General features: G+C 72.5%; 24 protein-coding genes. 11 read left to right on the forward strand and 13 right to left on the reverse strand.

Annotated elements, in window-relative coordinates; translation table 11 throughout:
- Positions 1-8 precede the first annotated feature (8 nt).
- Positions 9-1,328, forward strand: a complete 1,320-nt coding sequence (locus AC0VX6_RS13910; protein ID WP_274977950.1) for an ABC transporter substrate-binding protein — start codon at positions 9-11, stop codon at positions 1,326-1,328.
- A 130-nt stretch (positions 1,329-1,458) separates the two neighbouring features.
- On the opposite strand, the gene AC0VX6_RS13915 is transcribed toward AC0VX6_RS13910, so the two are convergent.
- Positions 1,459-2,418, reverse strand: a complete 960-nt coding sequence (locus AC0VX6_RS13915) for an EamA family transporter (protein ID WP_274977951.1) — start codon at positions 2,416-2,418, stop codon at positions 1,459-1,461.
- Between the two features lie 142 nt (positions 2,419-2,560).
- The gene (locus tag AC0VX6_RS13920) at positions 2,561-3,088 is read right to left on the reverse strand and encodes an N-acetyltransferase family protein (RefSeq protein ID WP_475469343.1); all 528 of its coding nucleotides are present in this window, start codon (positions 3,086-3,088) and stop codon (positions 2,561-2,563) included.
- A gap of 32 nt (positions 3,089-3,120) precedes the next feature.
- Here AC0VX6_RS13920 and AC0VX6_RS13925 point away from each other — a divergent pair, with 32 nt between their 5' ends.
- Positions 3,121-3,684: a helix-turn-helix domain-containing protein gene (locus AC0VX6_RS13925; RefSeq protein WP_274977953.1), complete on the forward strand. Its 564-nt coding sequence runs from the start codon at positions 3,121-3,123 to the stop codon at positions 3,682-3,684.
- A 33-nt stretch (positions 3,685-3,717) separates the two neighbouring features.
- On the opposite strand, the gene AC0VX6_RS13930 is transcribed toward AC0VX6_RS13925, so the two are convergent.
- Both AC0VX6_RS13930 and AC0VX6_RS13935 read right to left on the reverse strand, forming a co-directional pair.
- The gene (locus AC0VX6_RS13930; protein WP_274977954.1) at positions 3,718-4,551 is read right to left on the reverse strand and encodes a phosphotransferase; all 834 of its coding nucleotides are present in this window, start codon (positions 4,549-4,551) and stop codon (positions 3,718-3,720) included.
- 118 nt (positions 4,552-4,669) lie between these two features.
- Complete coding sequence (locus AC0VX6_RS13935; RefSeq protein ID WP_475469070.1) at positions 4,670-5,716, reverse strand: Gfo/Idh/MocA family protein; 1,047 nt, start codon at positions 5,714-5,716, stop codon at positions 4,670-4,672.
- Positions 5,717-6,198: 482 nt separating this feature from the next.
- Here AC0VX6_RS13935 and gdhA point away from each other — a divergent pair, with 482 nt between their 5' ends.
- Positions 6,199-7,569 (forward strand): NADP-specific glutamate dehydrogenase, encoded by a 1,371-nt coding sequence (gene gdhA / locus AC0VX6_RS13940; RefSeq protein ID WP_274977956.1) that lies wholly within the window; start codon positions 6,199-6,201, stop codon positions 7,567-7,569.
- Positions 7,570-7,783: 214 nt separating this feature from the next.
- Here gdhA and AC0VX6_RS13945 read toward each other — a convergent pair whose 3' ends face one another.
- A complete protein-coding gene (locus tag AC0VX6_RS13945) occupies positions 7,784-8,761 on the reverse strand; it encodes an aldo/keto reductase (RefSeq protein ID WP_274977957.1) in 978 nt (325 codons plus the stop codon).
- A gap of 390 nt (positions 8,762-9,151) precedes the next feature.
- Here AC0VX6_RS13945 and AC0VX6_RS13950 point away from each other — a divergent pair, with 390 nt between their 5' ends.
- Entirely contained in the window at positions 9,152-10,420 is a 1,269-nt protein-coding gene (locus AC0VX6_RS13950) for a purple acid phosphatase family protein (RefSeq protein ID WP_475469072.1), read from the forward strand.
- Between the two features lie 163 nt (positions 10,421-10,583).
- On the opposite strand, the gene AC0VX6_RS13955 is transcribed toward AC0VX6_RS13950, so the two are convergent.
- The 6 genes from AC0VX6_RS13955 to AC0VX6_RS13980 all read right to left on the reverse strand — a co-directional run bounded on the left by AC0VX6_RS13955 (position 10,584) and on the right by AC0VX6_RS13980 (position 14,650).
- Positions 10,584-11,024 (reverse strand): VOC family protein, encoded by a 441-nt coding sequence (locus tag AC0VX6_RS13955; protein ID WP_274977959.1) that lies wholly within the window; start codon positions 11,022-11,024, stop codon positions 10,584-10,586.
- An 81-nt stretch (positions 11,025-11,105) separates the two neighbouring features.
- A complete protein-coding gene (locus AC0VX6_RS13960; RefSeq protein ID WP_475469075.1) occupies positions 11,106-11,729 on the reverse strand; it encodes a DUF1349 domain-containing protein in 624 nt (207 codons plus the stop codon).
- Positions 11,730-11,982: 253 nt separating this feature from the next.
- Positions 11,983-12,438 carry a pyridoxamine 5'-phosphate oxidase family protein gene (locus AC0VX6_RS13965; RefSeq protein ID WP_274977961.1) on the reverse strand — a complete coding sequence of 152 codons (456 nt, stop codon included), beginning with the start codon at positions 12,436-12,438 and terminating at the stop codon, positions 11,983-11,985.
- A 156-nt stretch (positions 12,439-12,594) separates the two neighbouring features.
- Positions 12,595-13,461, reverse strand: a complete 867-nt coding sequence (locus tag AC0VX6_RS13970) for an IS5 family transposase (RefSeq protein WP_475467140.1) — start codon at positions 13,459-13,461, stop codon at positions 12,595-12,597.
- 89 nt (positions 13,462-13,550) lie between these two features.
- Entirely contained in the window at positions 13,551-13,736 is a 186-nt protein-coding gene (locus AC0VX6_RS13975; RefSeq protein WP_475469077.1) for a DUF397 domain-containing protein, read from the reverse strand.
- A gap of 2 nt (positions 13,737-13,738) precedes the next feature.
- A complete protein-coding gene (locus AC0VX6_RS13980; RefSeq protein ID WP_274977963.1) occupies positions 13,739-14,650 on the reverse strand; it encodes a helix-turn-helix domain-containing protein in 912 nt (303 codons plus the stop codon).
- Between the two features lie 121 nt (positions 14,651-14,771).
- On the opposite strand from AC0VX6_RS13980, the gene AC0VX6_RS13985 reads away from it, so the two are divergent.
- Positions 14,772-15,095, forward strand: a complete 324-nt coding sequence (locus tag AC0VX6_RS13985; RefSeq protein ID WP_274977964.1) for a hypothetical protein — start codon at positions 14,772-14,774, stop codon at positions 15,093-15,095.
- Positions 15,096-15,235: 140 nt separating this feature from the next.
- On the opposite strand, the gene AC0VX6_RS13990 is transcribed toward AC0VX6_RS13985, so the two are convergent.
- The gene (locus AC0VX6_RS13990) at positions 15,236-15,664 is read right to left on the reverse strand and encodes a hypothetical protein (RefSeq protein ID WP_274977965.1); all 429 of its coding nucleotides are present in this window, start codon (positions 15,662-15,664) and stop codon (positions 15,236-15,238) included.
- Positions 15,665-15,836: 172 nt separating this feature from the next.
- Here AC0VX6_RS13990 and AC0VX6_RS13995 point away from each other — a divergent pair, with 172 nt between their 5' ends.
- The 3 genes from AC0VX6_RS13995 (at position 15,837) to AC0VX6_RS14005 (ending at position 17,589) form a co-directional block, all read left to right on the forward strand.
- Positions 15,837-16,274, forward strand: coding sequence for a GNAT family N-acetyltransferase (locus AC0VX6_RS13995; protein ID WP_274977966.1), 438 nt, complete (start codon positions 15,837-15,839; stop codon positions 16,272-16,274).
- Between the two features lie 106 nt (positions 16,275-16,380).
- Positions 16,381-17,121: a class I SAM-dependent methyltransferase gene (locus AC0VX6_RS14000; RefSeq protein WP_475469080.1), complete on the forward strand. Its 741-nt coding sequence runs from the start codon at positions 16,381-16,383 to the stop codon at positions 17,119-17,121.
- 129 nt (positions 17,122-17,250) lie between these two features.
- A complete protein-coding gene (locus AC0VX6_RS14005; RefSeq protein ID WP_475469081.1) occupies positions 17,251-17,589 on the forward strand; it encodes a DoxX family protein in 339 nt (112 codons plus the stop codon).
- A 54-nt stretch (positions 17,590-17,643) separates the two neighbouring features.
- On the opposite strand, the gene AC0VX6_RS14010 is transcribed toward AC0VX6_RS14005, so the two are convergent.
- Positions 17,644-18,444: a TetR/AcrR family transcriptional regulator gene (locus AC0VX6_RS14010; protein WP_475469345.1), complete on the reverse strand. Its 801-nt coding sequence runs from the start codon at positions 18,442-18,444 to the stop codon at positions 17,644-17,646.
- A 73-nt stretch (positions 18,445-18,517) separates the two neighbouring features.
- Here AC0VX6_RS14010 and AC0VX6_RS14015 point away from each other — a divergent pair, with 73 nt between their 5' ends.
- The 3 genes from AC0VX6_RS14015 to AC0VX6_RS14025 all read left to right on the forward strand — a co-directional run bounded on the left by AC0VX6_RS14015 (position 18,518) and on the right by AC0VX6_RS14025 (position 23,066).
- Positions 18,518-20,788, forward strand: coding sequence for an ATP-binding cassette domain-containing protein (locus tag AC0VX6_RS14015; RefSeq protein ID WP_475469083.1), 2,271 nt, complete (start codon positions 18,518-18,520; stop codon positions 20,786-20,788).
- Positions 20,789-20,946: 158 nt separating this feature from the next.
- Positions 20,947-21,564: a heme ABC exporter ATP-binding protein CcmA gene (gene ccmA / locus AC0VX6_RS14020; RefSeq protein WP_475469085.1), complete on the forward strand. Its 618-nt coding sequence runs from the start codon at positions 20,947-20,949 to the stop codon at positions 21,562-21,564.
- Positions 21,561-23,066 (forward strand): DUF6297 family protein, encoded by a 1,506-nt coding sequence (locus AC0VX6_RS14025; protein ID WP_475469087.1) that lies wholly within the window; start codon positions 21,561-21,563, stop codon positions 23,064-23,066. Before ccmA ends, AC0VX6_RS14025 begins: the two co-directional genes overlap by 4 nt.
- Positions 23,067-23,273 lie beyond the last annotated feature (207 nt).

Raw genomic sequence — 23,273 nt, forward strand, 5'->3', positions numbered from 1 at the left:
CCGAACACATGCACGCACACCCTGGCAACGGGCGCCCCCAGGCCCGTCGCCGCAGCCCTTTCCTGTCCGTGGCCGCGGGAGTGGGCGCCATCGTGATGGCGGCCACCGCCTGTGGCGGCTCCGAGGCCGACGACGGCACGGTCGAGCTGCGCTTCTCCTGGTGGGGCGCGGACGACCGCCACTCCACCACCCAGCAGGTCATCGACCTGTTCGAGGCCGAGAACCCGGGCATCACCATCGTCCCCGAGTACACCGACTGGGGGGGCTACTGGGACCGCCTGGCCACCAGCACCGCCGCCAACGACGCCCCCGACATCATCACGCAGGAGGAGCGCTACCTGCGCGAGTACGGCGACCGCGGCGCCCTGCTCGACCTCAACGAGGTCGACCTGGACCTGTCGGGGATCGACCCGCTGGTGGCCGAGAGCGGCGACCTGGACGGGCAGACCTTCGGTGTGGCCACCGGCGTGAACGCCTACGCGATCCTGGCCGACCCCCAGGCCTTCGAGGACGCGGGCGTGGAGATGCCCGACGACGAGACGTGGACCTGGGACGACTACATCGAGATCTCGGCCCAGATCAGCGAGGCCACCGACGGCGAGGTCGTGGGCACGCAGAGCATGTCCTACAACGAGACGGGCTTCCAGATCTTCGCCCGCCAGCGCGGGGAGAACCTCTACGCCGAGGACGGATCACTCGGCTTCTCCCAGGAGACGCTGGAGGAGTGGTTCTCCGTCACCGAGCAGCTCGTGGAGAACGGCGGTCAGCCCGGCGCGGCCGAGAGCGTGGAGATCGAGGCGGGCGGCCCCGACCAGTCGGTGCTCTCCACCAACCAGGGCGCGATGGCCCACTTCTGGACCAACCAGCTGGGCGGCATCTCGGCCTCCTCCGGCCGCGACATCGAACTGCTGCGCTACCCGGGTGAGAGCACCGAGGACCGCACCGGCATGTTCTTCAAGCCGGCCATGTTCTACTCCATCTCCGCGGGCACCGAGCACCCGGAGGAGGCGGCGCTGTTCGTGGACTTCCTGCTCAACAGCGAGGAGGCCGCCGAGCTGATCCTGGCCGACCGCGGTCTGCCCGCCAACGTGGACGTGCGCGCCCACGTCATCGACTCGCTGCCCGAGGCCGACGCCCGCAGCGCGGTGTTCCTGTCCGAGATCGAGGGCACGATCGTGGACGGCAACCCGCCGCCGCCGATCGGCGCCGGGCAGGTCGTGGACATCACCAAGCGCGTCACCGAGGACCTGACCTTCGGCGACCTGACCCCGGCCGAGGCCGCGGAGCAGTTCATCGCGGAGGTCGAGGCGGCCACCGGCGAGGCCTGATCCGGGCATCGGATACGGCACCGGCACGCGGGCGGGCCCGGCGGGAGGATCTCCTTCCGCCGGGCCCGCCCGCGTGTGCGGCCCGCCCGGTGAGGCGTTCCGGTGGCGTCGGCGCGCGGTTCCCCGTTCCTCAGGGCGAGGCGGTGACCGGCGGCTGCTCGGGGTCGGCCTCGGGCGGTGCGGGGGCCGGGGGCACGGCGGTCTGGGCGACGAGGGCGCCCGCGACGATGACGGCGGCGCCGACGGCCTGCACGGGGGTGAGCGCCTCGTCCAGCAGCACCCAGGCCAGCACGATCGCGGTGACCACCTCCAGGTAGGCGACCGCCCCGGCGACCTGCGGGGACAGGCGCCGGACCGCCGAGATGCCGAGGAAGTAGGCGAGCGCGGTGCACACCAGGCCCAGCCACAGGGCCGTCGCCCAACCGGGGAAGGAGAACCCGCCGAGCGCGACCGGGTCGGCGAGCATGTGCCAGGGCAGCGTCCAGGGCCGGGCCAGGACGCCCAGCAGCACCGCGGCGACCAGGGAGCCGAAGGCGACCACGGCCAGCGGGTGGGTGTCCTCGCCCATGGTGTCCGACAGCAGGAAGAAGACGGCCTGCGCCGCGGCGGCGCCCAGCGCCAGCCCCACGCCGACCGCGTCCAGGCGCACGCCCGCCCACACCTCCAGCAGCAGGCCGAGCCCGGCCACGGCCAGGACCACGCCGACCACGGCGGCGGGGGAGACCCGGGTGCGGCGCACCACGCGCAGCCACAGCAGGACCAGGACCGGGCCGAGGAACTCGATGAGCAGGGCGATGCCCACGGGGATGCGCGCGATGGAGGCGAAGTACAGGGCCTGGACCCCGGCCATCGGGAAGACGCCGTAGGCCAGGACCAGCAGCGGGCGGCGGCGGGCGGTGCGCCAGTGGGCCAGGGCCACGGGAGCCAGCAGCAGCGCCGCACCGGCCACGCGCAGCCAGGTGACGTGGAGGGAGTCCATCCCCGCGTCCAGCAGGGGGCGGGCGAAGACGCCCGATCCGCCGAAGGCGAGTGCCGAGGCGAGCGCGAAGGCCAGCCCCGAGCTCCGGTGGCGCGCGGGTGGGACGGACACGGCGGTGCTCCCGGGGGATGGTGGGGACATGGGACCGTTGACGAGCATACGGCCGGGGTCCGGGGGAGTCCTCGGGCGGCGTGCGCCCTCCGGCGCAGACGGAACGAGCGGGGACCGCGCTCCCCGCCGGTGGGAGCCGGTCTCAGCCCTGTGCGGGAGTGAGGTCGATCTGGGCCCAGGCGACGTCGTGCCAGGCGTCGAACTTGCGGCCGACCCGGCGCATGACGCCCACGTCCTCGAAGCCCAGGGAGCGGTGCAGGCCCAGGCTGGCCTCGTTGGGCAGGGTCATGCACGCGACGGCGGTGCGCATGCCGCGTTCGGCCAGGCGGGGCAGCAGTTCCCGGTACAGGGCGCGCCCCGCGCCGGTGCGCCTGCGGCCCATGGCCAGGTAGACGCTGACCTCGCACGACCACCGGTAGGCGTCACGGGCGCGGAAGGGCCCGCCGTAGGCGTAGCCGACGACCCCGTCGGCGTCCTCCAGCACGATCCAGGCGTGCCGCCGCTGGGCCGCGGCGATCCGCTCGGCCATCTGCCCGGCGGTGGGCGGCTCGTACTCGAAGGTGATCGCGGTGTCGGTGACGTAGGGGGAGTAGATGGCCGCGCACGCCGGGGCGTCCGCGGGGGTCGCGTCGCGGACTGTGAGGGTCGGCATCGAAGTCATGTCGACTATGGTATTCCTTTCTGCTCCCTATAGTGAACGCCATGAGTGACACACTGGGCACGGCCCTGGCTTCGACCCTGCGAGAGCTGCGCCGGGCCCGCGGGCTGAGCGGAGGGGCGCTGGCCGAGCTGTCCGGGGTCTCCCGGGGCATGATCAGCCGGATCGAGAACGGCGAGGCCCAGCCCACCGCCTCCCTGCTCGGGCGGATCGCCGCCGCGCTGGGCATCACCCTGTCGGAGCTGATCGCCCGCGCCGAGCGGGGAGACCGCCGCCTGGTCCGCGCGCACGAGCAGCCCGTGTGGACCGATCCCGGGACGGGCTACCGGCGGCGCGCGGTCTCGCCCGCGTCCGGCGGCCCGATCGAACTGGTGGAGGTGGAGCTGCCGCCGGGTGCGCGGGTGGGCTTCCCCGCGCAGGCCTACGCCCTCACCCACCACCAGATCTGGGTGCTGGAGGGCACGCTGGCCTTCCGCGAGGGCGGTGTGGAACACGTGCTGGAGCGGGGCGACTGCCTGCACCTGGGCCCGCCCGAGCCCTGCGAGTTCCACAACCCCACCGGTGCGGACTGCCGGTACCTGGTGGTCATCTCCCGGCGCGGAGCCTGAGGCGGCGGACGGGCCCGGGATCCGCCGCCCGGCTCAGGGCGTCAGCGCCCCGACGAACACCGCGCGCTGGTCGGCCAACCAGGCCTGGCGGCGGTCCCAGCGCTCCCATCCGCCCATCCGCTCCAGGTCGCGGGCGAACAGCGCGTCACCGTTCTCGACCCGCTCGGCCACGAAGACGCGGGCGACGGCCGTGTACTCCTCGATCACCCCCGGCAGGGCGCGGCGGTCGTCGGGGGAGAGCCCGTAGGCGTCGGCGAGGAGGCGCAGCCGGTGCGCGACGTCGCTCTCCCCGTGCGGGGTCCCCGCGGCCGAGACCGGGTCGAGCGCGGGCGCCAGGTAGTAGGCCAGCGCCGCCACGTCCCAGACCGGGCGGCCCGGTGCGGCCAGGTCGAAGTCGATCAGGGCCGCGGCCCGGCCCCGGCGGAAGACGATGTTCTCCAGGCAGGGGTCGTTGTGGCACAGGATGGGACCGCCCGCGGGGTCGGCCATCCCGGTGGCGCCGGTGTTCCAGGCGGCCGAGGCGTCCACGGGCACGCGTGCGGCGGCGTCGTGGTAGCGGCGCAGCAGTTCGGCGGCCGAGCGCAGGGTGTGCTCGGTGAACGCCCAGTCGGGGAACGGCGGGAGGGCGACGTCCCCCTCCACGAAAGTCAGCTCCTCGCGGCCGTCGTCGCGCAGCCGGAGCGGCACCGGAGCGCCCCTGAACCCGCTCTCGGCCAGGGCGCCCAGGTGGGCGTGGATGGCGGGTGCGGCGGGTGTCGCGGTGCGCACGACGTGGCCGCCGTACCGGAACACCGTGGTCATCATGCCGCCTGCCAGCCGCTTCCCCCTGTTGTCGGTGCCGCTGTCGGTGTCGCTCGGGTGGGTCATCGCTCTCCTCGGCGTCGAGGACCTGCGGCGGCGGGTCCACCTCGAAACTAGTGCCGCCGACCGTCCAAGGGGAGGCCGCGCCGCGTTCGGGGTCGTCCCGGAGGAGGAGAAACCCCGATCACAGCAGCGGAACCGGGACCGGGCACGACCCGCGGGCCAGCGACTCGGCCCCGGCCACCCCGACCAGTGAGGCCGCCACGGCCGCGCGTACCGGCACCAGCGGCTCGGCGCCGTGCTCGATGGTGTCGCGAAAGCCCCGCAGCAGGCGCACCGTGCCCTCGGCCCCGCGCTCCACGGGCTCGCCGTCCAGCAGCAGCGCGGGCGGGACGCGTTCCTCCTCGCGGGCGTCGCCGTCGGGGCGGGTCCACCCCTCGTGGCGCACGCGCACCGACCAGGCGCGCTCTCCCCGCGCCCGCACCGACTCGGCCAGCCCGAGGGTGCCGCGTACCGACACCCAGCTCCAGTGGCTGTCGGGTTCGCCCTGGAGGAAGCCGTTGCGGGTGACGGCCAGGGCGCCCGTGGACAGGCGCACCACCATGGTGCTGGCCTGGCGCGGCGCGGCCTCGTCCACGGTGAACGCGCTGACCTCCACCGGGTGCGCACCGGTGATCGCCAGGATCGGCGACAGGGAGTGGGTGCAGTAGGCGGTGGGGGCGATGCGTCCGCGCCAGTGGGCGGGATCGCCGGTCAGCCCGGTGACGCCCTCGGGGGACATGCCGTGCAGGTAGTCGGCCTCGATGAGGTTGATCCGGCCCAGTTCGCCCGCCCGGACGGCCTCGCGGACGAGCAGCACGTGCGGGTGGAGGGTGTAGTTCTCGGCCAGGGAGTAGGTCGCCGAGGAGCGGTCGGCCGCCGCGACCAGCGCCCTCGCCTCGGCCTCGTCGGCGCACGCGGCGGTCTCGGAGAGCACGTGGACGCCGCGGTCCAGGAAGGCCAGGGCCAGGGGTGCGTGGGCGTCGAAGTCGTTGGCCAGGACCACCCCGTCCAGGTCCTGTTCGAGCAGGTCCCGCCAGCGTTCGGTGAGGACCGCGCCGGGCAGCCGCTCGCGGGCCGCGGCGCGCTGGGCGGGGTCGCGGTCGCAGGCCGCCACCACGTCCATGCCCAGCCTGGCGGCCCACGCCGCCAGGTGCAGGCCCATCCCCAGTCCCACTACTCCCACGCGCATGGGGACATCATCTTCCCCCGCACGGCTGCCGCGCAAAGGGATTACGCGGCCCGGGTCCGTGGAGCGTCCGCCCCCCGGAGGCCTCGGCGGGCACGGGAGCGGACGCGCCGGACCTCGGCCGGGGGCACCGCCAGGATTCCGGAATGCGAAAACCGGTTCCGCACAGCGTCACCCGAAGGCAACACAGTGGAAACACCGGCGGCGGGGAACGACCCCGCCCCTCCCCGGGCACAACACCCGTTTGTGCATGCGCTGGCCAGTGACGACACCGGTTTCCCGGAGGGGGCGACCGAGCGCGGACGCGAAGGATTTATGTTTACATCGAGGTAATACACTCCTCATACAGCCACGATCCGCAGGCGTGAGGACCTCAGGGCCTGGGATCACCACCATGTGTTGCGCCAGCGTGCGCGTGTTCGAGGTTCCCGACACAACGGCGTGTGGGGTGCCCGTTCCACCTGTGCTGAAAGGAACGTTCACCCATGCCCTTCGCCGACGAGGCAGGCCGTGACCACCACCCCGGAGTCCGATCCGCCTACGAGCACGTCGTGCGCCGCAACCCCGACGAGCCGGAGTTCCAGCAGGCGGTGCTGGAGGTCCTGGACGACCTCTCCCCGGCCCTGACCCGGCACCCCGAGTACGCCGAGCAGCACATCCTGGAGCGCCTGTGCGAGCCCGAGCGCCAGGTGATCTTCCGGGTGCCCTGGCGTGACGACCAGGGCCGGGTGCACGTCAACCGCGGCTTCCGGGTGGAGTTCAACAGCGCGCTGGGCCCCTACAAGGGCGGGCTGCGCTTCCACCCCAGCGTCAACCTCGGCGTGATCAAGTTCCTGGGCTTCGAGCAGATCTTCAAGAACGCCCTGACCGGCATGAACATCGGCGGCGGCAAGGGCGGCAGCGACTTCGACCCCAAGGGCCGCTCCGATACGGAGATCGAGCGGTTCTGCCAGTCGTTCATGACCGAGCTGCACCGCCACCTGGGTGAGCACACCGACGTCCCGGCCGGGGACATCGGCGTGGGCGGCCGCGAGATCGGCTACCTCTTCGGCCAGTACCGGCGCCTGGCCAACCGCTGGGAGGCCGGTGTGATCACCGGCAAGGGCCTGGAGTGGGGTGGCTCGCGGGTGCGTACCGAGGCCACCGGCTACGGCAGCGTGCTCTTCACCCAGCGGATGCTGGAGCGGTCGGGCCGCGCTCTGGACGGTCAGCGGGTGGTGGTCTCCGGATCGGGCAACGTGGCGATCTACTCGGTGGAGAAGGCCCAGCAGCTGGGCGCGAACGTGGTGGCCGTCTCAGACTCCGGCGGCTACGTGGTGGACGACAAGGGCCTGGACCTGGACCTGCTCAAGCAGGTCAAGGAGGTCGAGCGCGCCCGGATCAGCGTCTACGCCGAGCGTCGCGGCGGGGGCGCCCACTACGTCGAGGGCGGCAGCATCTGGGACGTGCCGTGCGACGTGGCGCTGCCCTCGGCCACCCAGAACGAGCTGGACGCCGACGCGGCGCGCACGCTGGTGCGCAACGGCGTCGTGGCGGTGGCGGAGGGCGCGAACATGCCCACCACGCCCGAGGCGGTCAAGGTGCTGCGCGAGGCCGGTGTGCTGTTCGCGCCGGGCAAGGCGGCCAACGCCGGCGGTGTGGCCACCAGCGTGCTGGAGATGCGCCAGAACGCGCGGCGCACGTCGTGGTCCTTCGAGCACGCCGAGGCCGAGCTGGCCGAGACGATGGCGGGCATCCACGACCGCTGCGAGGAGGCGGCCGAGCGCTACGGGGCCCCGGGCGACTACGTGCTGGGCGCCAACGTGGCCGGGTTCGAGCGGGTGGCGGGCGCGATGCTGGCCCAGGGCCTGATCTAGCGGACCGGCCGGAACCGTTGCCGGTGCGAGGCACACGGTTCTGACCTGCGATGACCTTGTACTCGTAGCCGATGTCGGCGGTCGAGGCGCGCTGTGGGTACAGGATCACGGTGGTGGGGGCCGGAGCGGTGGACCCTTGCGGTCACCGCTGCGGCCCCCGGCGCCCACGAGCGGCGGCCGACCCCGGGGTCGGCCGCCGCGGTGTCCCAGGCCCTCACCACAGGTGGTGGACCCGGGGCCGGACGAGTTCGTCGTAGACCTCGGCCACCCGGGCGCGGACCCCGGGGTCGAGCGGGGCCAGTCCGGCGGCGGAGGCGTTGCCGCGCGCCTGGTCGGCGTTGCGGGCGCCGGGGATGACCACGCTGACCCCCTCCTGGTCCAGGATCCAGCGCAGCGCGAACTGGGCCATGGTCACGCCCTCGGGCACCAGCGGGCGCAGGCGCTCCACCGCCTCCAGTCCGGTCGCGTAGTCGATGCCGGAGAAGGTCTCGCCCTTGTCGAAGGCCTGGCCCTCGCGGTTGAAGTTGCGGTGGTCGTCCTCGCCGAAGGCGGTGTCGGCGGTGAACCTGCCCGACAGCAGACCGCTGGCCAGGGGCACGCGGGCGATGATGCCGACCCCGGCCTCGCGGGCGGCGGGCAGCACCCTCTCCAGCGGCTTGTGGCGGAAGGCGTTGAGGATGATCTGCACCGTGGCCACGTTGGGTCGGGCGATCGCCGTCAGCGCCTCGTCCACGGTCTCCACCGACACCCCGTAGGCGCGCATGCGGCCCTCGGCGACCATGGCGTCCAGGTCGTCGAAGACGGCGTCGGTGGCGATGACCCGCGGGGGCGGGCAGTGCAGCTGGACGAGGTCGATCGTGTCCACGCCCAGGTTCTGGCGGGAGCGGTCGTTCCAGGCTCGGAAGTTGTCGGGGTTGTAGTTTTCGGGGGCCTGGTCGGCGCGGCGGCCCATCTTGGTGGCCACGGTGATGCCGGGGCGCTCCTTGAGCAGCTGGCCGACGAGCCGCTCGCTGCGGCCGTCGCCGTAGACGTCGGCGGTGTCGAAGAAGGTGACACCGGCGTCGGCGGCCGCGTGCAGGGCGGCCAGGGCGTCGGTCTCGCTGACCTCGCCCCAGGAGGCTCCGATCTGCCAGGCGCCGAAACCGATGACGCCCACGTTGTTGCCGGTGCGGCCGAGTACGCGTGTTTCCATGGGTGCGATCCTAGGCCCTTGGGAGCGTTCCCATCTGCGCGGACTCCCCCTGATCGCGTTCCGCACCCCCAGGCGCTTCGGGGAGCACCTGGGCCAGAGGCCGTCGGGTTCGGGGGCGACCAGCCCAGGGGCCACGGCACGGAACCGCCGGGTTCGGGGACTCTCGGCTTCGGAAGCCACCGATCCGGAGTGCCCGGTGAGGACAGCGCCGCAGGGCCACCGGCGCGGGAGCCGTCGGTGCCGGAGGCGGCCCGGTGTCCTGCGCCTGTAACAGCGGTCACGCCCGGCGTTCACCGTGCCACGACGGATCGTCCCCGGGCGTTCACACCGCGTTGCGCGCGGGCGGCTACCTTCGCTGCGTCAGCGTTCCCCGGCAGAAAGGCACCCCCCGTGTCCCGCTTCGCCGCCCGACCCGCCCTCGCCCTGCTCGGCACGACCCTGCTGGCCCTGACCCCCGTCGTCGCCAACGCACCCGCCGCGTCCGCGGCCACCGCGCCCGAACGGGTGATCCTCTCGCCCACGGCCGACCCCGCCACCTCCCAGACCCTCGCCTGGCGCTCGGACGGATCGGGCCCGCCGGTCATGCAGATCGCCCCCGCCGCCGACCCCGGCCGGGTCACCACCGTCGAGGGCGCCGACACCGGCTCGGCCAACGGCGCCTTCCACGCCGCCACCGCCACCGGCCTGACCCCCGACACCGCCTACCGCTACCGCGTGGGCGACGCAACCGCCTTCAGCCCCTGGCGCACCTTCACCACCGCGGCCTCCGGCGCCGAGCCCTTCACCTTCCTGTACTTCGGCGACGTCCAGAACGGCATCTCCACCGGCGGCGCCACGGTGGCGCGGGCCGCCCTGGCCGCCGAACCCGACGCCGAGCTGGTCGTGCACTCCGGCGACCTGGTCGACTCGCCCAACAGCGAGTCGCAGTGGACCGAGTGGTTCGACGCCTTCGGAGCCGAGGCCACCGGCACCGTCAACCACCTCGCCGCCCCCGGCAACCACGAGTACTCGCTGCTCTCCCTGAGCCGGTACTGGCACCCGCAGTTCCCGGGCGCGGGCAACGGGCCCACCGGCGGACGCCACCTGCCCCAGACCGTCTACCACACCGACTACCAGGGCGTGCGCTTCGTCGTCCTCAACTCCAACTACCGCAACGCGGCGCCGCTGAGCGCCGACTCCTGGCTGGACACCCAGCAGCGCTGGCTGGAGGAGGCCCTGGCCACCAACCCCCACCCCTGGACGGTGGTCACCTTCCACCACCCCGTCTTCTCCAACAGCCCCAGCCGCGACAACGGCCCCCTGCGCGACTCCTGGCTCGACACCCTGGAGGAGCACGACGTGGACCTGGTCCTCCAGGGCCACGACCACTCCTACGGCCGGGGCAACCTGACCGCGAACCGCACCGACGACCCCGACGTGCAGACCGGCCCGGTCTACACCGTCGCGGTGACCGGCACCAAGATGTACGACGCCTCCGCCTCCAACTGGACCGACAACGGCGCCGAGGTGCGCGTGCAGCTGGCCGACACCTCCACCTTCCAGACCGTGGAGGTGGACGGCGCCCGACTGCGCTACACCGCCCGCACCGCCGACGGCGCGGTCGTGGACTCCTTCACCATCGACAAGAGCGACGGCAAGCGCGTGACCGACACGCTCTGAGCCCCCGCCGTGGCGCCCCCGGCCAGGAGACCGGGGGCGCCACGCGTGACGACGGGCCCCTCGCGCCGGTGCGGACGGGCGCCGGGGCCCTACCGCGGCGGGGGACGAGGCCGGTACGGCCGGCATTCCGGAACGTCCTCGGTGCGGCCCTCAGCTGCGGCCCTCAGCCGTCGAAGCCGGTCAGCGCGCCCCGTCCGTCGAACCTGGCCACCGACGCCCAGGCGATCTCCCAGCGGTTGCCCTCGGGGTCCGCGACGTACGCCGACCGCCCTCCCCAGGAGCGCTCCACAGGTTCGGCCACGACCGTGGCACCGGCCCGCACCGCGGCCGCGAAGGCGCTGTCCACCTGCTCGGGGCCGTCCACGTTGCAGGCGAGCGTGATCCCCGACCAGCCGACGGGGCCGGGGGCGCCGTCCGCCGCCTCGGCGGCCAGTTCCTCCACCGGGTACAGGGCCAACAGGACGCCGCCCAGGAGGAAGGCCGACCAGCCGTCACCGCTGGCCGGGACCTCCTCCCAGCCCAGGGCCCTGTAGAACCGGCGGAGCCGGGGCAGGTCACGGGCTCCCAGCGTCACGACGGACAAACGCGCGGGTAGTTCGGACATGCCCGGAGGCTACGCGGTCGGCGCCGGGTCAGGGAAGGCCCGGTCGGCCGGAAGGGGCACGCGCCGTGCTCGGTCCCCGTCTCAGGAACCGTTCCGCAGTTCGGCCAGGCGCTCGCCGGTGAAGCGGATGCGGTCGAAGGTGACGGCGCAGCCGTCGCCGGTCGGAGACTGGGCCTCGAAGCCGATCCGGGCGCTCGCGGCGGCGTCGACGGCGAAGAACCGGATCATCCGCCAGGCGGTGCCGTCCGGGGAGGCGTGGTAGGCGAAGGCCCGGCCGATCCGCGAGACGCGCAGCCACACCGTCCGGCCGTCGACGGTGAAGCCGTTGGCGTCGTCCGAGACGCCCCGGGTGACCACGGAGACGACCATGGGTTCGCGGTCGGGGGAGTACTCGAAGCAGAGCTTGCCCCAGTGGCGGTCGTCGATCCACAGGAGCAGGACTCCGGCGTCGAAGGCCGACGCGAAGTCGACGGTGACACGCGCGCTGAACTGGAAGTCGCCCTCCGGGGGAACGCCGAGCAGGGTCTGGGCGTTGAGTGTGGTCGCGGCGTCGTCCCCGGGGTCGGTGTCCGGGGCGATGAAGAGGTCGCTGCGGGCGGTCGCTGCGGCCGTCACCGTGCCGGTCTCCTCCTCGACCGCCCATGCCCCCTCGGAGGACGGGGAGAGGGTGAAGGGCAGTCCCGGTACGTTCCAGGCGGGGGTCATCGCTGCTTCCTCCGGTGTCGTGGTGCCAGGGGGTGGGTGGAGTCTTTCGAGGGCTGCCGCGGGGGAGCGGACCGCGTAAGCATGGAAGGGGCCGGGCACGCGGCACCACCGGAGGAGATCCGCGCGCCGGTGTTCTCGGTCGCCTCGTCCAAGTCGGCGTGGCATGGCGTGCCGTGCCCCTCCAGGACAGAGCACGCCGTGCCGGGACCGGGCTTCCGGGCCGCTCCGCGAAGCCCGGCAGCCGTTTGCGGGGTCAGGGGCGGGTCTTGGACAGGTCCTGGACGATGGTCCGTTCGGGGATGAAGCGGACGAGCCGTGTGTCGTCGTCGAAGTCCTTGAAGTCGGTGGGCCAGGTGGTCTCGTCGTCGCCGAGGTAGCGGCGGAGCTTGCGTCTGGAGCGTTCCTCGTCGTAGGGCACGACCTCGGCCTTGCCGCGCATGATGACCTGGAGGAACTCCAGTCTCTCCAGGTCACAGGTGTCCACGACCAGCGCGACCCGGGGGCCCTTGGCCAGGAACTTCGACATGCGCGAATAGGCGCCGGTGATCCACCAGACCGCGCCCTCCTCCCACAGGAACCACACCGGACGCACCGTGGGCGCGCCGGAGGAGTCGGAGACGGCCACCCTGGCGACCAGGGGCCGGGCGAGGAAGGCGTCGACGTCGAAGGGGTGCTCGTGCTCACTGAGGGTGCTGGGGGTTTCGCTCACACCTTCAGACTAGGCGGTCCGGAACGGCGGGAGAAGGAGCTTTTTCGGGCTGTGGACAACCCGTCGCGGGGGGTGCGGTGGCGGGCCGGACGGAGCTGCGGCCCGCCACCGGGAGGGCGTGGGAGCGCCCTCAGTGACTGTTGGGTATGCGGGTGATTACACGGCCTGGTCGGCAGAGCGGTTGCTCCACCGCTCGCTCTGACCGGCCAGCCGTGTGGCCATCAACCGGATCATCGCGAGCTTGACCATGGCCTCCGAACCCGTGGTCAAACGTTCGTAATCGCGCGCCAAACGGCGGTTGCGCACCAACCAGGCGAACGTGCGCTCCACCACCCACCGGCGCGGCAACACCTGAAACCCCCTGGCGTCATCGCTGCGCCGAACGATCTCCACCACCAACCGGAACGTCTCATACGCCCAGGTGAGCAGGCCGCTGTCGACCTTGTTCGCGTACCCCGCGTCAGCCCACACCAGCCCCACCGTCGGGAACCGGGCCGCCAAGGTCTCCAAGACCCGGCGCCCACCGGGGCGGTCCTGGACCGAGGCCGAGGTCACCGCGACCACCAGCACCAACCCCAACGTGTCCACGACCAGGTGGCGTTTGCGGCCCTTGGTGCGCTTGCCCGCGTCGTAGCCGCGGTCGGTACCGCCCTCCCCGGTCAGGATCGACTGGGAGTCCAACACCGCCGCCGAGGGGTCCCGGTCGCGGCCCGCCTCCTCGCGGACCCGGGCGCGCAGGGCGTCGTGGATCCGATCGATGGTGCCGTCGGCCCTCCAGGTGCGGTACCACCGGTAGGCGGCGTCCCAGGGGATCAGGTCGTGGGGGATCATCCGCCACTGGCAACCCGAGCGCAGCACGAACAGGATCGCGTTCCAGACCAGCCGGTCGTCGTATTTGCGGGGTGCTCCGCCTTTGGCTTGGTCGCGGACGGGCATGAGGGGCTCGATCACCTCCCAGACGGGGTCGGAGAGGTTGGAGGGGTAGCATGGGCGGGCGTCCCCGCCGGACTTGCATCTGCACACACAGCGCAATTCTGGCGGGGATGTTCTGTTCTCCCGTCAGCGACCCGGGCCGGTCACCTCACGCAACCACCCGCATACCCAACAGTCACTCAGGCCTTGGGGGCCTGGGCGGCCATGAGGCGGGTGAAGGCGGTCCACTCACCGGCACCGACCGGGAGGAACCCCAGCTCAGGGTTCTTGGAGTCGCGGATGGCTGCGCCGGTGGGCAGTTCGGCCACCTCGACGCAGTTGTCTCCGCTGGTGGAGTAGGAGGACTTGCGGAACTCCAGCAACATGTTCAGGCTCGCTTGTCGTGTTCGGCGGCGATGGAACCGATGAGGTCGAGTGATCTCTGGGGGCCCAACGCCAGGTTCTGGACGGCGTCGAAGATCAGCGCGTGCTGATCGAAGTAGTCCGCGTCCTCAACGTACAGCGCCTCCACCACGGTGGGGATGGAGACTATGCCCGGTTCGGGCCTGGGGAAGTCGAACAGCGTGAAGGCACCGTCAACGGCGGGATGCGCCCCCGCCTCGTCGGGGAGCACGAGCACAGTCACCTTGTAGTGGGCGGCCATACCGGTGAGAAAGCGCAACTGCTCGGCCATGACGGTGTGCGAACCCACGACCTTGCGCAGGGCCGGTTCGTCGATGACAGCGGTCAGACGGGGGCCGCTCGGTGCGTCCAGGACAGCACGCCGCGCCATCCGCGATTCCACCTTGCGGTCGACCTGCTCCAGTGGGACGACCTGGCCAACCTTGAAGATAGCTGCGGCATAGTCCGGGGTTTGCAGCAGCCCGGGCACCACGACGGCCTCGTACGTCCGGATTCGGACGGCTTCGGCCTCCAGATCGGGTAGCGGTCCGGTGAAAAGGTCGGCGTATTCATGCCAATCGCTGCGGCCGCGAGCTTCCTGAGTCAGACTGAGCAGGTGAGCGCGATCGTCCCCCTCCACCCCGTAGAGGTCGAGCAGTGCCTCGACCTCGTCGCGTTTGGGGAACTTCCACTCGTTGCGCTCGGCTCTGGTCAGTTTCGTCGCCGAGGACCAGCCCAGCCGCTTGGTCACCTCGGCCGCGGACATCCCGCTCGCGGCTCTGAGCCGTTTGAGCGCAGCGGACAACCGTCGCCGTCGAACCCCGGGCGAGTGCCCACCAGTCACGGAAACCCCTTCCAGGCAGAGCGTTCGTGCCTTGCCGATCGTAGCGGCGCGCATCGCCGCAAATTTTTCGACTCGAACACAATATCTTCTTGCGATTGTGTCTGAACACAGAGATACTGGAGTCAATAGCGCACCCCTGCCGGGTGCCGTCTCCTCTACGTAGGGAGAAGACTCCATGGCGTCATCAACGGTGCTCAGTGATGAGCTGTACACGGAAGTCGTGCAGGTGATCCGGGGCGGTGAGCCCGACGAGGACGGCATGCCGCTGGCAGGACGCGTCTCGCCCTTCACCCCGACCTACAACCAGCGGACCTGCGCCTGCACCTGCGCCCCGTTGCCGTACGGCTTCTGGGAGGCCATCGACCGACTCGACCCCTACGCCCACGACAGCGGGATCTGGCTCCGGATTCTGGGCGAAAAAGACGCCGAGAACAGCCCGCCGCTGCCGGAGGGTGCCACGCTCATCGAGACGAGGCGGGTGAGCTACCGCCTTTCATGAGACCCGGCGCCCCTGTGAGTCGGCGGCACCACCGTGCACGGTGGTGCCGCCCGTTCGCACGGTCGCACACGGTCGGCTCGGGCCGCCGCAACCGCGAGACTCCCCGTCGAACCCGGCTCCGCGTCCAGAGCCCGCCCGGTTCAGGGGTGGGGGGCCTGCCGCAGCTTGGTCAGCTCCTCCTCGTCGAAGTCCCCGGTGAAGCTCGGGATGGTCGAGGCGGCCCTGACGTCGGGCGCGGCTAGTTCGGGGTCATCGCGCTGGAGGGCGAACGCCGGTGCCCAACGGGCCATGTGATCCAGGGCGTCCACCACGGAGTGGAAGTACAGGTGCTGTTCGAAGCGGTCGTTGGCGATGTGCATGAAGAAGGTCGTGCCGTCGTCGCCGACGAACAGATGGGCGTAGGAGAACGCGCAGGGCCCGCCGTACTCGGCGAACGGGTGGTTGTCGAACCCGGCGCGGGCCACGCAGTCCGTCCAGTCCTCCTCGACGGTCTGGGTGGCGCACGCTTCTTCGACGGGGTCGGGTCCCGGCGCCCACGCGCCGTCCCGGTAGTGCAGTGCGGTGGTCATGGGGGCCATGCTCGCAGGTGGAGCCGGTTCGCGGGCGGAGTTGGCGGTATTGGCCGGGCCCGGACGACAGCCCTGGTCCGAGGAGGACCCGGTGCTCCCCGCTCGGCCCGCAGTGCCGGAAACCGGCAGGGGGCGACGACCGGTCCACACACCCCTGGGTAACGTGCGGGAAATGACTCCCCACGTGACCATCCGCACGGTCCGGACCGCCGACGCGGACGGGCTCGTGCCTCTCTACGCGGCGCTGTCGCACCCCGCCACGGCCGCTCAGGTGCGCAGTCGCCTCGAACGGCTGGCAGGCGACCCCACCTACGGCTTCTGGGTCAGCGAGACCGCTTCGGGAGAGCTGGTGGGCTTCGCCGCCGGACACCTGCTGTTCCCGGTGGAGGACGACACCCCGGCCGCTCAGCTCATCGCGCTGGTCACCGCCGCGGACGCACGGGGCAGGGGCGTGGGAACGGCGCTGTGCGCCGCGTTCGAGGCCTGGGCCGTGGAGCGGGGTGCGGCCCGGGCCATGCTGAACTCCTCGACCGGGCGGACCGGGGCCCACGCTTTCTACAGGCGGCGCGGCTACACCGCCTCGGGAGTGCGGTTCTCGAAGCCCTTGTAGCACCGGTCGACCAGCAGGCGGCGAGGATCTCGATCGGTGGCGCTCGGTGTTCGCGGGCGCGCGAAAACCCGGTGACGGCGGGGGAGCGGTCGGCCACAATGGCCCGATGGTCGACCGACACTTCTCCCAGCCGGACCTGGCCGAGCTCTACGACTACTTCAACTTCTGGCGGTCCTCACCCCAGGACGACTTCTACCTCGACCTGGTCATGGACGCCCGCTGCGTCCTGGACGTGGGCTGCGGGACGGGCAAACTCCAGCGGGTGGCGCGCGGGCGCGGCCACACCGGGCGCCTGGTCGGCCTCGACCCGGCCGACGCGATGCTGGAGGTCGGACGGCGCGACCGCGACGACGTCGAGTGGACTCTGGGCGACCTGGGCACACGTTCCTTCGAGGGCGAGTTCGACCTGGTCGTCATGACCGGCCACGCCTTCCAGGTGTTCCTCACCGACGCCGAGGTACGCGAGTTCCTGGCGGCGGTGCGCCGCGTCCTGACCGACGACGGCCGGTTCGTGTTCGAGACCCGCAACCCGGCCGCGCGCGGTTGGGAGGCGTGGACCCCCGAGCGGACGCGCACCGTGGACGGGCCCGGAGGGCGCAGGGCCACCTGTGTCCACCGGCTGGAGAGCGTGGAGGGCGACCTGGTCACCTTCACCTCCGACTACGGCGTCGAGGGGTGGGACCAGCCCAAGAGCAGCCGCAGCACGCTGCGCTTCCTGGACGCCGACGCCCTGAACGGCTTCCTGGCCGAGGCCGGATTCGACGTGAGCGCGCAGTACGGCTACTGGGACCGGAGCCCGCTGACCGACGCGAGCGCGGAGATCATCACCTTCGCCCGGCCGCGGTGACCGGCGCCTGTCCCGAGAACTCCTTCCGCAAAGCCGTCACATCCGTGCGCCGTGCGGGGTCGAGGGGGTGACAAGCCCGAAGGCACCCGGCCGGGCAGGCCGGGGCCCTCCCGACGAGGAGCGCCGCTGATGTCCACCGCCCACATCGTCCTCACCCTGCTCGGCTCCGCCCTGGCGGCCTTCTCCGCCGGGTCGGTCTTCCTGCGCGCGCAGTGGGTCGTGCAGCCCCTGACCGAGTACGGCGTCCCCCGTTCGTGGTGGCCCTGGCTCGGCGCGGCCAAGGCCGCGGGGGCAGTGGGCCTGCTGGCGGGCCTGTTCGTCCCGGTCGTCGGTGTGCTGGCGGGGGTCGGCCTGGTCCTGTACTTCACCGGGGCCGTGGCCGCGGTGGTCCGGGCGCGCTCCTACGCGCACATCCCCTTCCCGCTGGTGTACGCGGCGCCGGTGGCCGCCTCCCTGGTGGTTCTCTGACCCCGGCCGTGCCGGTCGCCCGGCCCCGGAGGGCCGACGGGGCGACCGGCGGGCTCACCCGCGCGGGCCGAGGCTGGTCTGGAGGCCGTCCAACAGGGCGTTGAGCCCGAACAGGAAGGTCTCCCACGCCTCCTGCTCCAGGTAGGGCTCGTCCTGGTTCTCGTTGCTGAACGCCCCCTGCTCCGACAGCAGGGTCAGCACGGGGAAGCGCTGGTCGAAGTCCGGTGCGACCCGGTCCAGCTGCGCGGAGCGCTCGTACCACCACGCCTCCTCGGCCACACCCGTGACCTCCGGGGCGCGGCGCGACTCCGAGGCGATCTGCACGGGTCCGCGCGCGAGGGTGAACAGGTTGCCGTAGGCGCTGCGGATCTGCGTGGGGCCCAGCCCGGCGCGGTGCAGCACCACGGCCAGCGACTCGAACAGCCGGTACTCATTGGGGCCCAGCACCGGCCGTGCCTGGGAGACCTCCAGGGTCCAGGGGTGGTCCAGGTAGAAGTCCCACAGCCGGGTGGCCCAGGATGTCGTAGCCGTGCGCCAGTCTGGTTCGGCGTCGGCCTCGGCCGCGTCGGCCAGTCCGGCGAAGACGTGGTCGTACATCAGCTCCACGAGTTCGTTCTTGCTGGCCACGTAGGTGTAGAGCGACATGGCGGTGCGCCCCAGGCGCTGACCCACCGCGCGCATGGACAGCGCCTGCATGCCCTCGGCGTCGGCGAGGGCGATGGCGGTCTCCACCACCAGGTCCACGCTGAGTTCGGGCTTGGGGCCGGGAGCCGTCCGGGCGCTGTCCCCACCGCGCGAACGCCACAGCAGCTCCATGGTGCGACGGGCGTCACCCTGCCCGGCGTAGACCACCACTTGCATCTCCTTACGCTATAAACTAACGTTCTCCAGCCATCAGCTTACGCCATAAGGACTCCTGAGGAGCAGTGTGTCTTCCCACCCCACCACAGCGGACACCCACGACACCATCCAGGTCCGAGGAGCCCGGGAGAACAACCTCGCCGACGTCTCGGTGGACATCCCCAAACGGAGGCTGAGCGTTTTCACCGGCCTGTCCGGCTCGGGCAAGTCCTCCCTGGTCTTCGGAACGATCGCCGCCGAGTCCCAGCGCCTGATCAACGAAACGTACACAACGTTCGTCCAGTCGTTCATGCCCAGCCTGGGGCGGCCCGACGTGGACAGCCTGCGCAACCTCAGCGCGGCGATCATCGTCGACCAGGAGCGGATGGGCGCCAACTCCCGCTCCACCGTCGGCACCGCCACCGACGCCGCCGCCATGCTGCGGATCGTCTTCAGCCGGGTCGGCACCCCGCGCCTGGAACCCTCCAGCGCCTTCAGCTTCAACAACTCCGAGGGCATGTGCGGTGAGTGCGAGGGCCTGGGGCGCACCAACCAGATCGACGTGGACGAACTCGTCGACCGCGACCTGTCCCTGAACGAGGGCGCGATCACCGTCCCCGGCTACGGGGTGGGCAGCTGGTACTGGCAGGTCTTCGTCAACTCGGGCCTGCTGGACGCCGACAAGAGGGTGGGCGACTACACCGACCAGGAGCGGCACACCCTGCTGCACCTGCCCGTCACCAAGGTCAAGGTCGGCACCAACTCCTTCTCCTACGAGGGGCTGGTCCCCAAGATCAGGCGCACCTACCTGACCAAGGACCGCGAGAAGATGCAGACGGCCGTGCGCGCCTTCGCCGACCGCGCGGTGACCTTCTCCACCTGCCCCGAGTGCGGGGGCGCCCGCCTCAACGCCCGGGCCCGGGCGGTCGAGGTCGCCGGGCGCACCATCACCGAGTGCTCGGCCATGCAGGTGGACGAGCTGGCCGGGTTCGTGCGCTCCCTGGACGAGCCCTCGGTCAAGCCCCTGCTGGACAACCTCGGGCACACCCTGGAGTCCCTGGTGCAGGTGGGGCTGGGCTACCTGAGCCTGGACCGGGAGTCGGGCACGCTCTCGGGCGGCGAGGCGCAGCGGGTCAAGATGGTGCGCCACCTGGGCTCCAGCCTCAGCGACGTGACCTACGTCTTCGACGAGCCGACCGTGGGCCTGCACCCGCACGACATCGAGCGGATGAACAACCTGCTGCTGAGCCTGCGCGACAAGGGCAACACGGTTCTGGTGGTCGAGCACAAGCCCGAGACCATCGCCATCGCCGACCACGTGGTGGACCTGGGTCCCGGCGCCGGGCCCTCGGGCGGACGCGTCACCTACACCGGAGACGTGGCCGGGCTGCGGGCCTCGGGCACGCTCACCGGCGACCACCTGGACCACCGGGCCACCCTGCGCGAGCGGGTGCGCACGCCCCGGGGACACATCTCCATCACCGGCGCGAACTCGCACAACCTCAAGGACGTCAGCGTGGACGTCCCCACCGGCGTTCTCACTGTGGTCACCGGCGTGGCGGGCTCGGGCAAGAGCTCGCTCATCCACGGCGCCCTGCCCGGGCGCGAGGACGTGGTGGTGGTCGACCAGTCGGCGATCAAGGGGTCGCGGCGCTCCAACCCGGCCACCTACACCGGGCTGCTGGACCCGATCCGCACCGCCTTCGCCCGCGCCAACAACGTCAAGGCCTCGCTGTTCAGCGCCAACTCCGAGGGCGCCTGCCCCGAGTGCAAGGGTGCCGGGGTCATCTACACCGACCTGGCGATGATGGCCGGGGTCTCCTCGCCCTGCGAGCACTGCGAGGGCAAGCGGTTCCGGGCCGAGGTGCTCACGCACAAGCTGCGCGGCAAGGACATCAGCGAGGTGCTGGCGATGTCGGTGGTGGAGGCGCGGGAGTTCTTCTCCGGCGGCAACGCCCGCACCATCCTGGACCGGCTGCACGACGTGGGCCTGGGCTACCTGGGCCTGGGCCAGCCGCTGACCACCCTGTCCGGCGGTGAGCGCCAGCGCCTGAAACTGGCCATCAACATGGCCCGCGACGGGGCGGTGTACGTGATGGACGAGCCGACCACGGGCCTGCACCTGGCCGACGTGGACCGGCTGCTGGCGCTGCTGGACCGGCTGGTGGACGACGGCAACACGGTGGTGGTGATCGAGCACCACCAGGCGGTGATGGCGCACGCCGACCACGTCATCGACCTGGGGCCGGGCGCCGGGCACGACGGCGGCCGGATCGTGTTCGAGGGCAGCCCCGCCCGGCTGGTGGCGGAGGGCGACACCCTCACTGCCCGCCACCTGCGGGCCTACCTGGAGCGCTGACCGACGTTCCCCGGGAAGGCCTGAGCGGAGGGGACGGCCGCGCGCTGTCCCCGTGTCCGCCCCGGCACCGCCAAGTGCCGGGGCGGACGGGTCGTGCTGCCCGTCCGGGGGCCGGACGCGGCGGCCCCGGCTCGACGCCCGAGCCCTAGGCTGAGCCGGTGAGCGAACCGATCATCGTGGCCCGGAACGTGGACGTGGAACTGGGCGGCGTCCCGGTCCTGCGCGGAGTCGACCTCACGGTCGCGCCCGGGGAGGTGGTCGCGGTGCTCGGCGCCAACGGCGTCGGCAAGACCACCCTGCTGCGCTGCCTCGCGGGGCTCCAACGGACCGCGGGCGAGGTCAGCGTGCTGGGCCGGCCGCCCGTGGACGAACCCGCGTTCTGGCGCGAGGTCGCCCTGGTCGGCGACGAGCCGACCTGGTACCCGGGGCTGACCGTGCGCGAGCACCTGGAACTGATGCGCGCCGTGCACGGCCCCGGACGACTGGAGGTGGCGGCGGCCGTGGAGCTGTTCGAGCTGTCCGGCTGCGCGGACCGGGCCCCATCGTCTCTCTCGACCGGGCAGCGTCAGCGGCTGTCCCTGGCCATGGCGCTGCTGCGGCCGAGCCGGTTGCTGCTGCTGGACGAACCCGAACGCGGGCTCGACGCCGCCTTCCGGGGACGGCTCGCGGAGCTGCTCGCCGAGTACGCCGCGAACGGCGGCACGGTGGTGATGGTGACGCACGATCCGCGCTTCGCCGCGGACGCCCGCCACGTCGCCCTGGAGGCCGCCGCGTGAACGGGGTGACACGGGCGGGAGCGACGCGCACGGGGGCGGCACAGGTCCGGGCGTTCGTGCGGGCCCGCAACCGCCGACACCGCAGCTGGTCCGACCGCTACGTCATCCTGCTGGCCCTGGGGCTGCTGGTGGTGACGGTGTCCCCGGTGGTCGGCCGCGCGGTGGCGGCCGTGCCCGACGCGGTCGATCCGGTGCGGGCGGGCGCGGGCCTGGCGCTGGTCGCCCTGCTGCTGGCGTCCTCCCTGAGGCTGGCGCGCGCGGTCGGGCCGACGGCGGTGTCGGCGGCGGACGCGGCGTGGCTGGTGCTCTCACCGCTGCCGCGCCGCGGCGTGCTGGCCCCCGCCCTGCTGGCCCTGGCCGTGGTGTGCGCCGTGGTCGGTGCGGTGTTCGGTCTCGCGCTGCTGAGCGCGCTCGGCGCCCCCGACGCGCTGGCGCTGCGGCTGCTGGCGTCCGTGGTGCTGGCCGTGTCGTGGACGGTGGGCGGGGCGGCGACGGCCGTGCTGGCGCAGGCGTCGCAGCCCTGGGACGACCGGCTGACCGCGCTGCTCGTCGCCCTCGTCGTCGCTGCGGCCGCCGCGACGGTGATGAGCGCGGGCCCGGGGCGCGGGGTGCTCGTGGGCATCGCGTCGGCTCCCGTGTCGGCGTGGGGCGCGGCGGCGTGCGCTTCGGCCGGGGTGGCCGCCGCTCTGGCGTGGCGGGCCTGGCGGGCACTGGCGCGCATCCCGGCCCGAGCGGTCCTGGAGGCCTCGTCCAGGGCGGAACTCGCGGCGGGCGCGCTCCTGGTCATGGACCCGGGTTCGCTGTCGTGGATCGCCGAGGACGCGCACTGGCGTTCACGCGTGCTGCGCTCGCGCGCGTGGCCGTCCCGGCTGTGCGGAGCGGCGGCGGTGGCCTGGCTGGACTGGCGGCGGCTGATGCGACGGCCGGGGCTCCTGACGCTGGTGGCGGCGGCGACCGTCCTGCCCGTGCTGGCCGCGAGGGCAGGCGTCGGGGAGGCGGGTGCGCTGGTGGTCCTCGCCGCGGGCGCGCTGGCGGTCGCGGCGACGGGCACCGCGGGGGCGCGCCGGGACGCCGGGGACGCGGCGTTGGCGCGGTTGCTGGGCACCGGTCCGCACGCGCTCATGGCGGCGCGGTCGGTGCTGCCCGCCCTGCTCGGCGGCCTGTGGCTGACCCTCGCGCTGGCCGGGCTGGGCCTCGCGGGCTTCGGAGGGCTCCTGTGGCCGCTGGGGCTGTTGTGCGCTCCGGCACTGGCGGCGGGGGCGCTGCGGCTTGCCCGGCGCCGACCCGTGGAGCACACGATGCCCGTCGTGGACACACCCCTGGGCCCGGTGCCGCTGGGGCCGGTGGTGTGGGCGCTGACCGGCGCCGACATCGCCGTGCTCGGGTGCCTGCCCGCGCTTTCGGCGTTCACCGCCGGGGTGACCGTGCCGCTGCTCGCGGCGCAGGCGGTGTGGGGCGCGGCGGTGCTGACGGCCTACTGTGCCGCCCCGAGGCGCTCGTAGGGACGCGCACCGGAGAAGGCGGGTTGGATCCTGCCGAGGCGCAGCCCTCTCGGACGCGGGGAGAGACGCGGGATCGGGGTACGCGCAGCCTGAGGCGCGCATTGGGGTGTCGTCGCCACCGTCCACCGGGGGCACGTCTTCGGCTCCGTCTGAGGCACGGATGGGGGCGCGGCCGGGACGGAGGCCGCAAGCGTGGGCACCCGCTTG

The organism is Nocardiopsis sp. iso_25 (genome assembly GCF_056173305.1).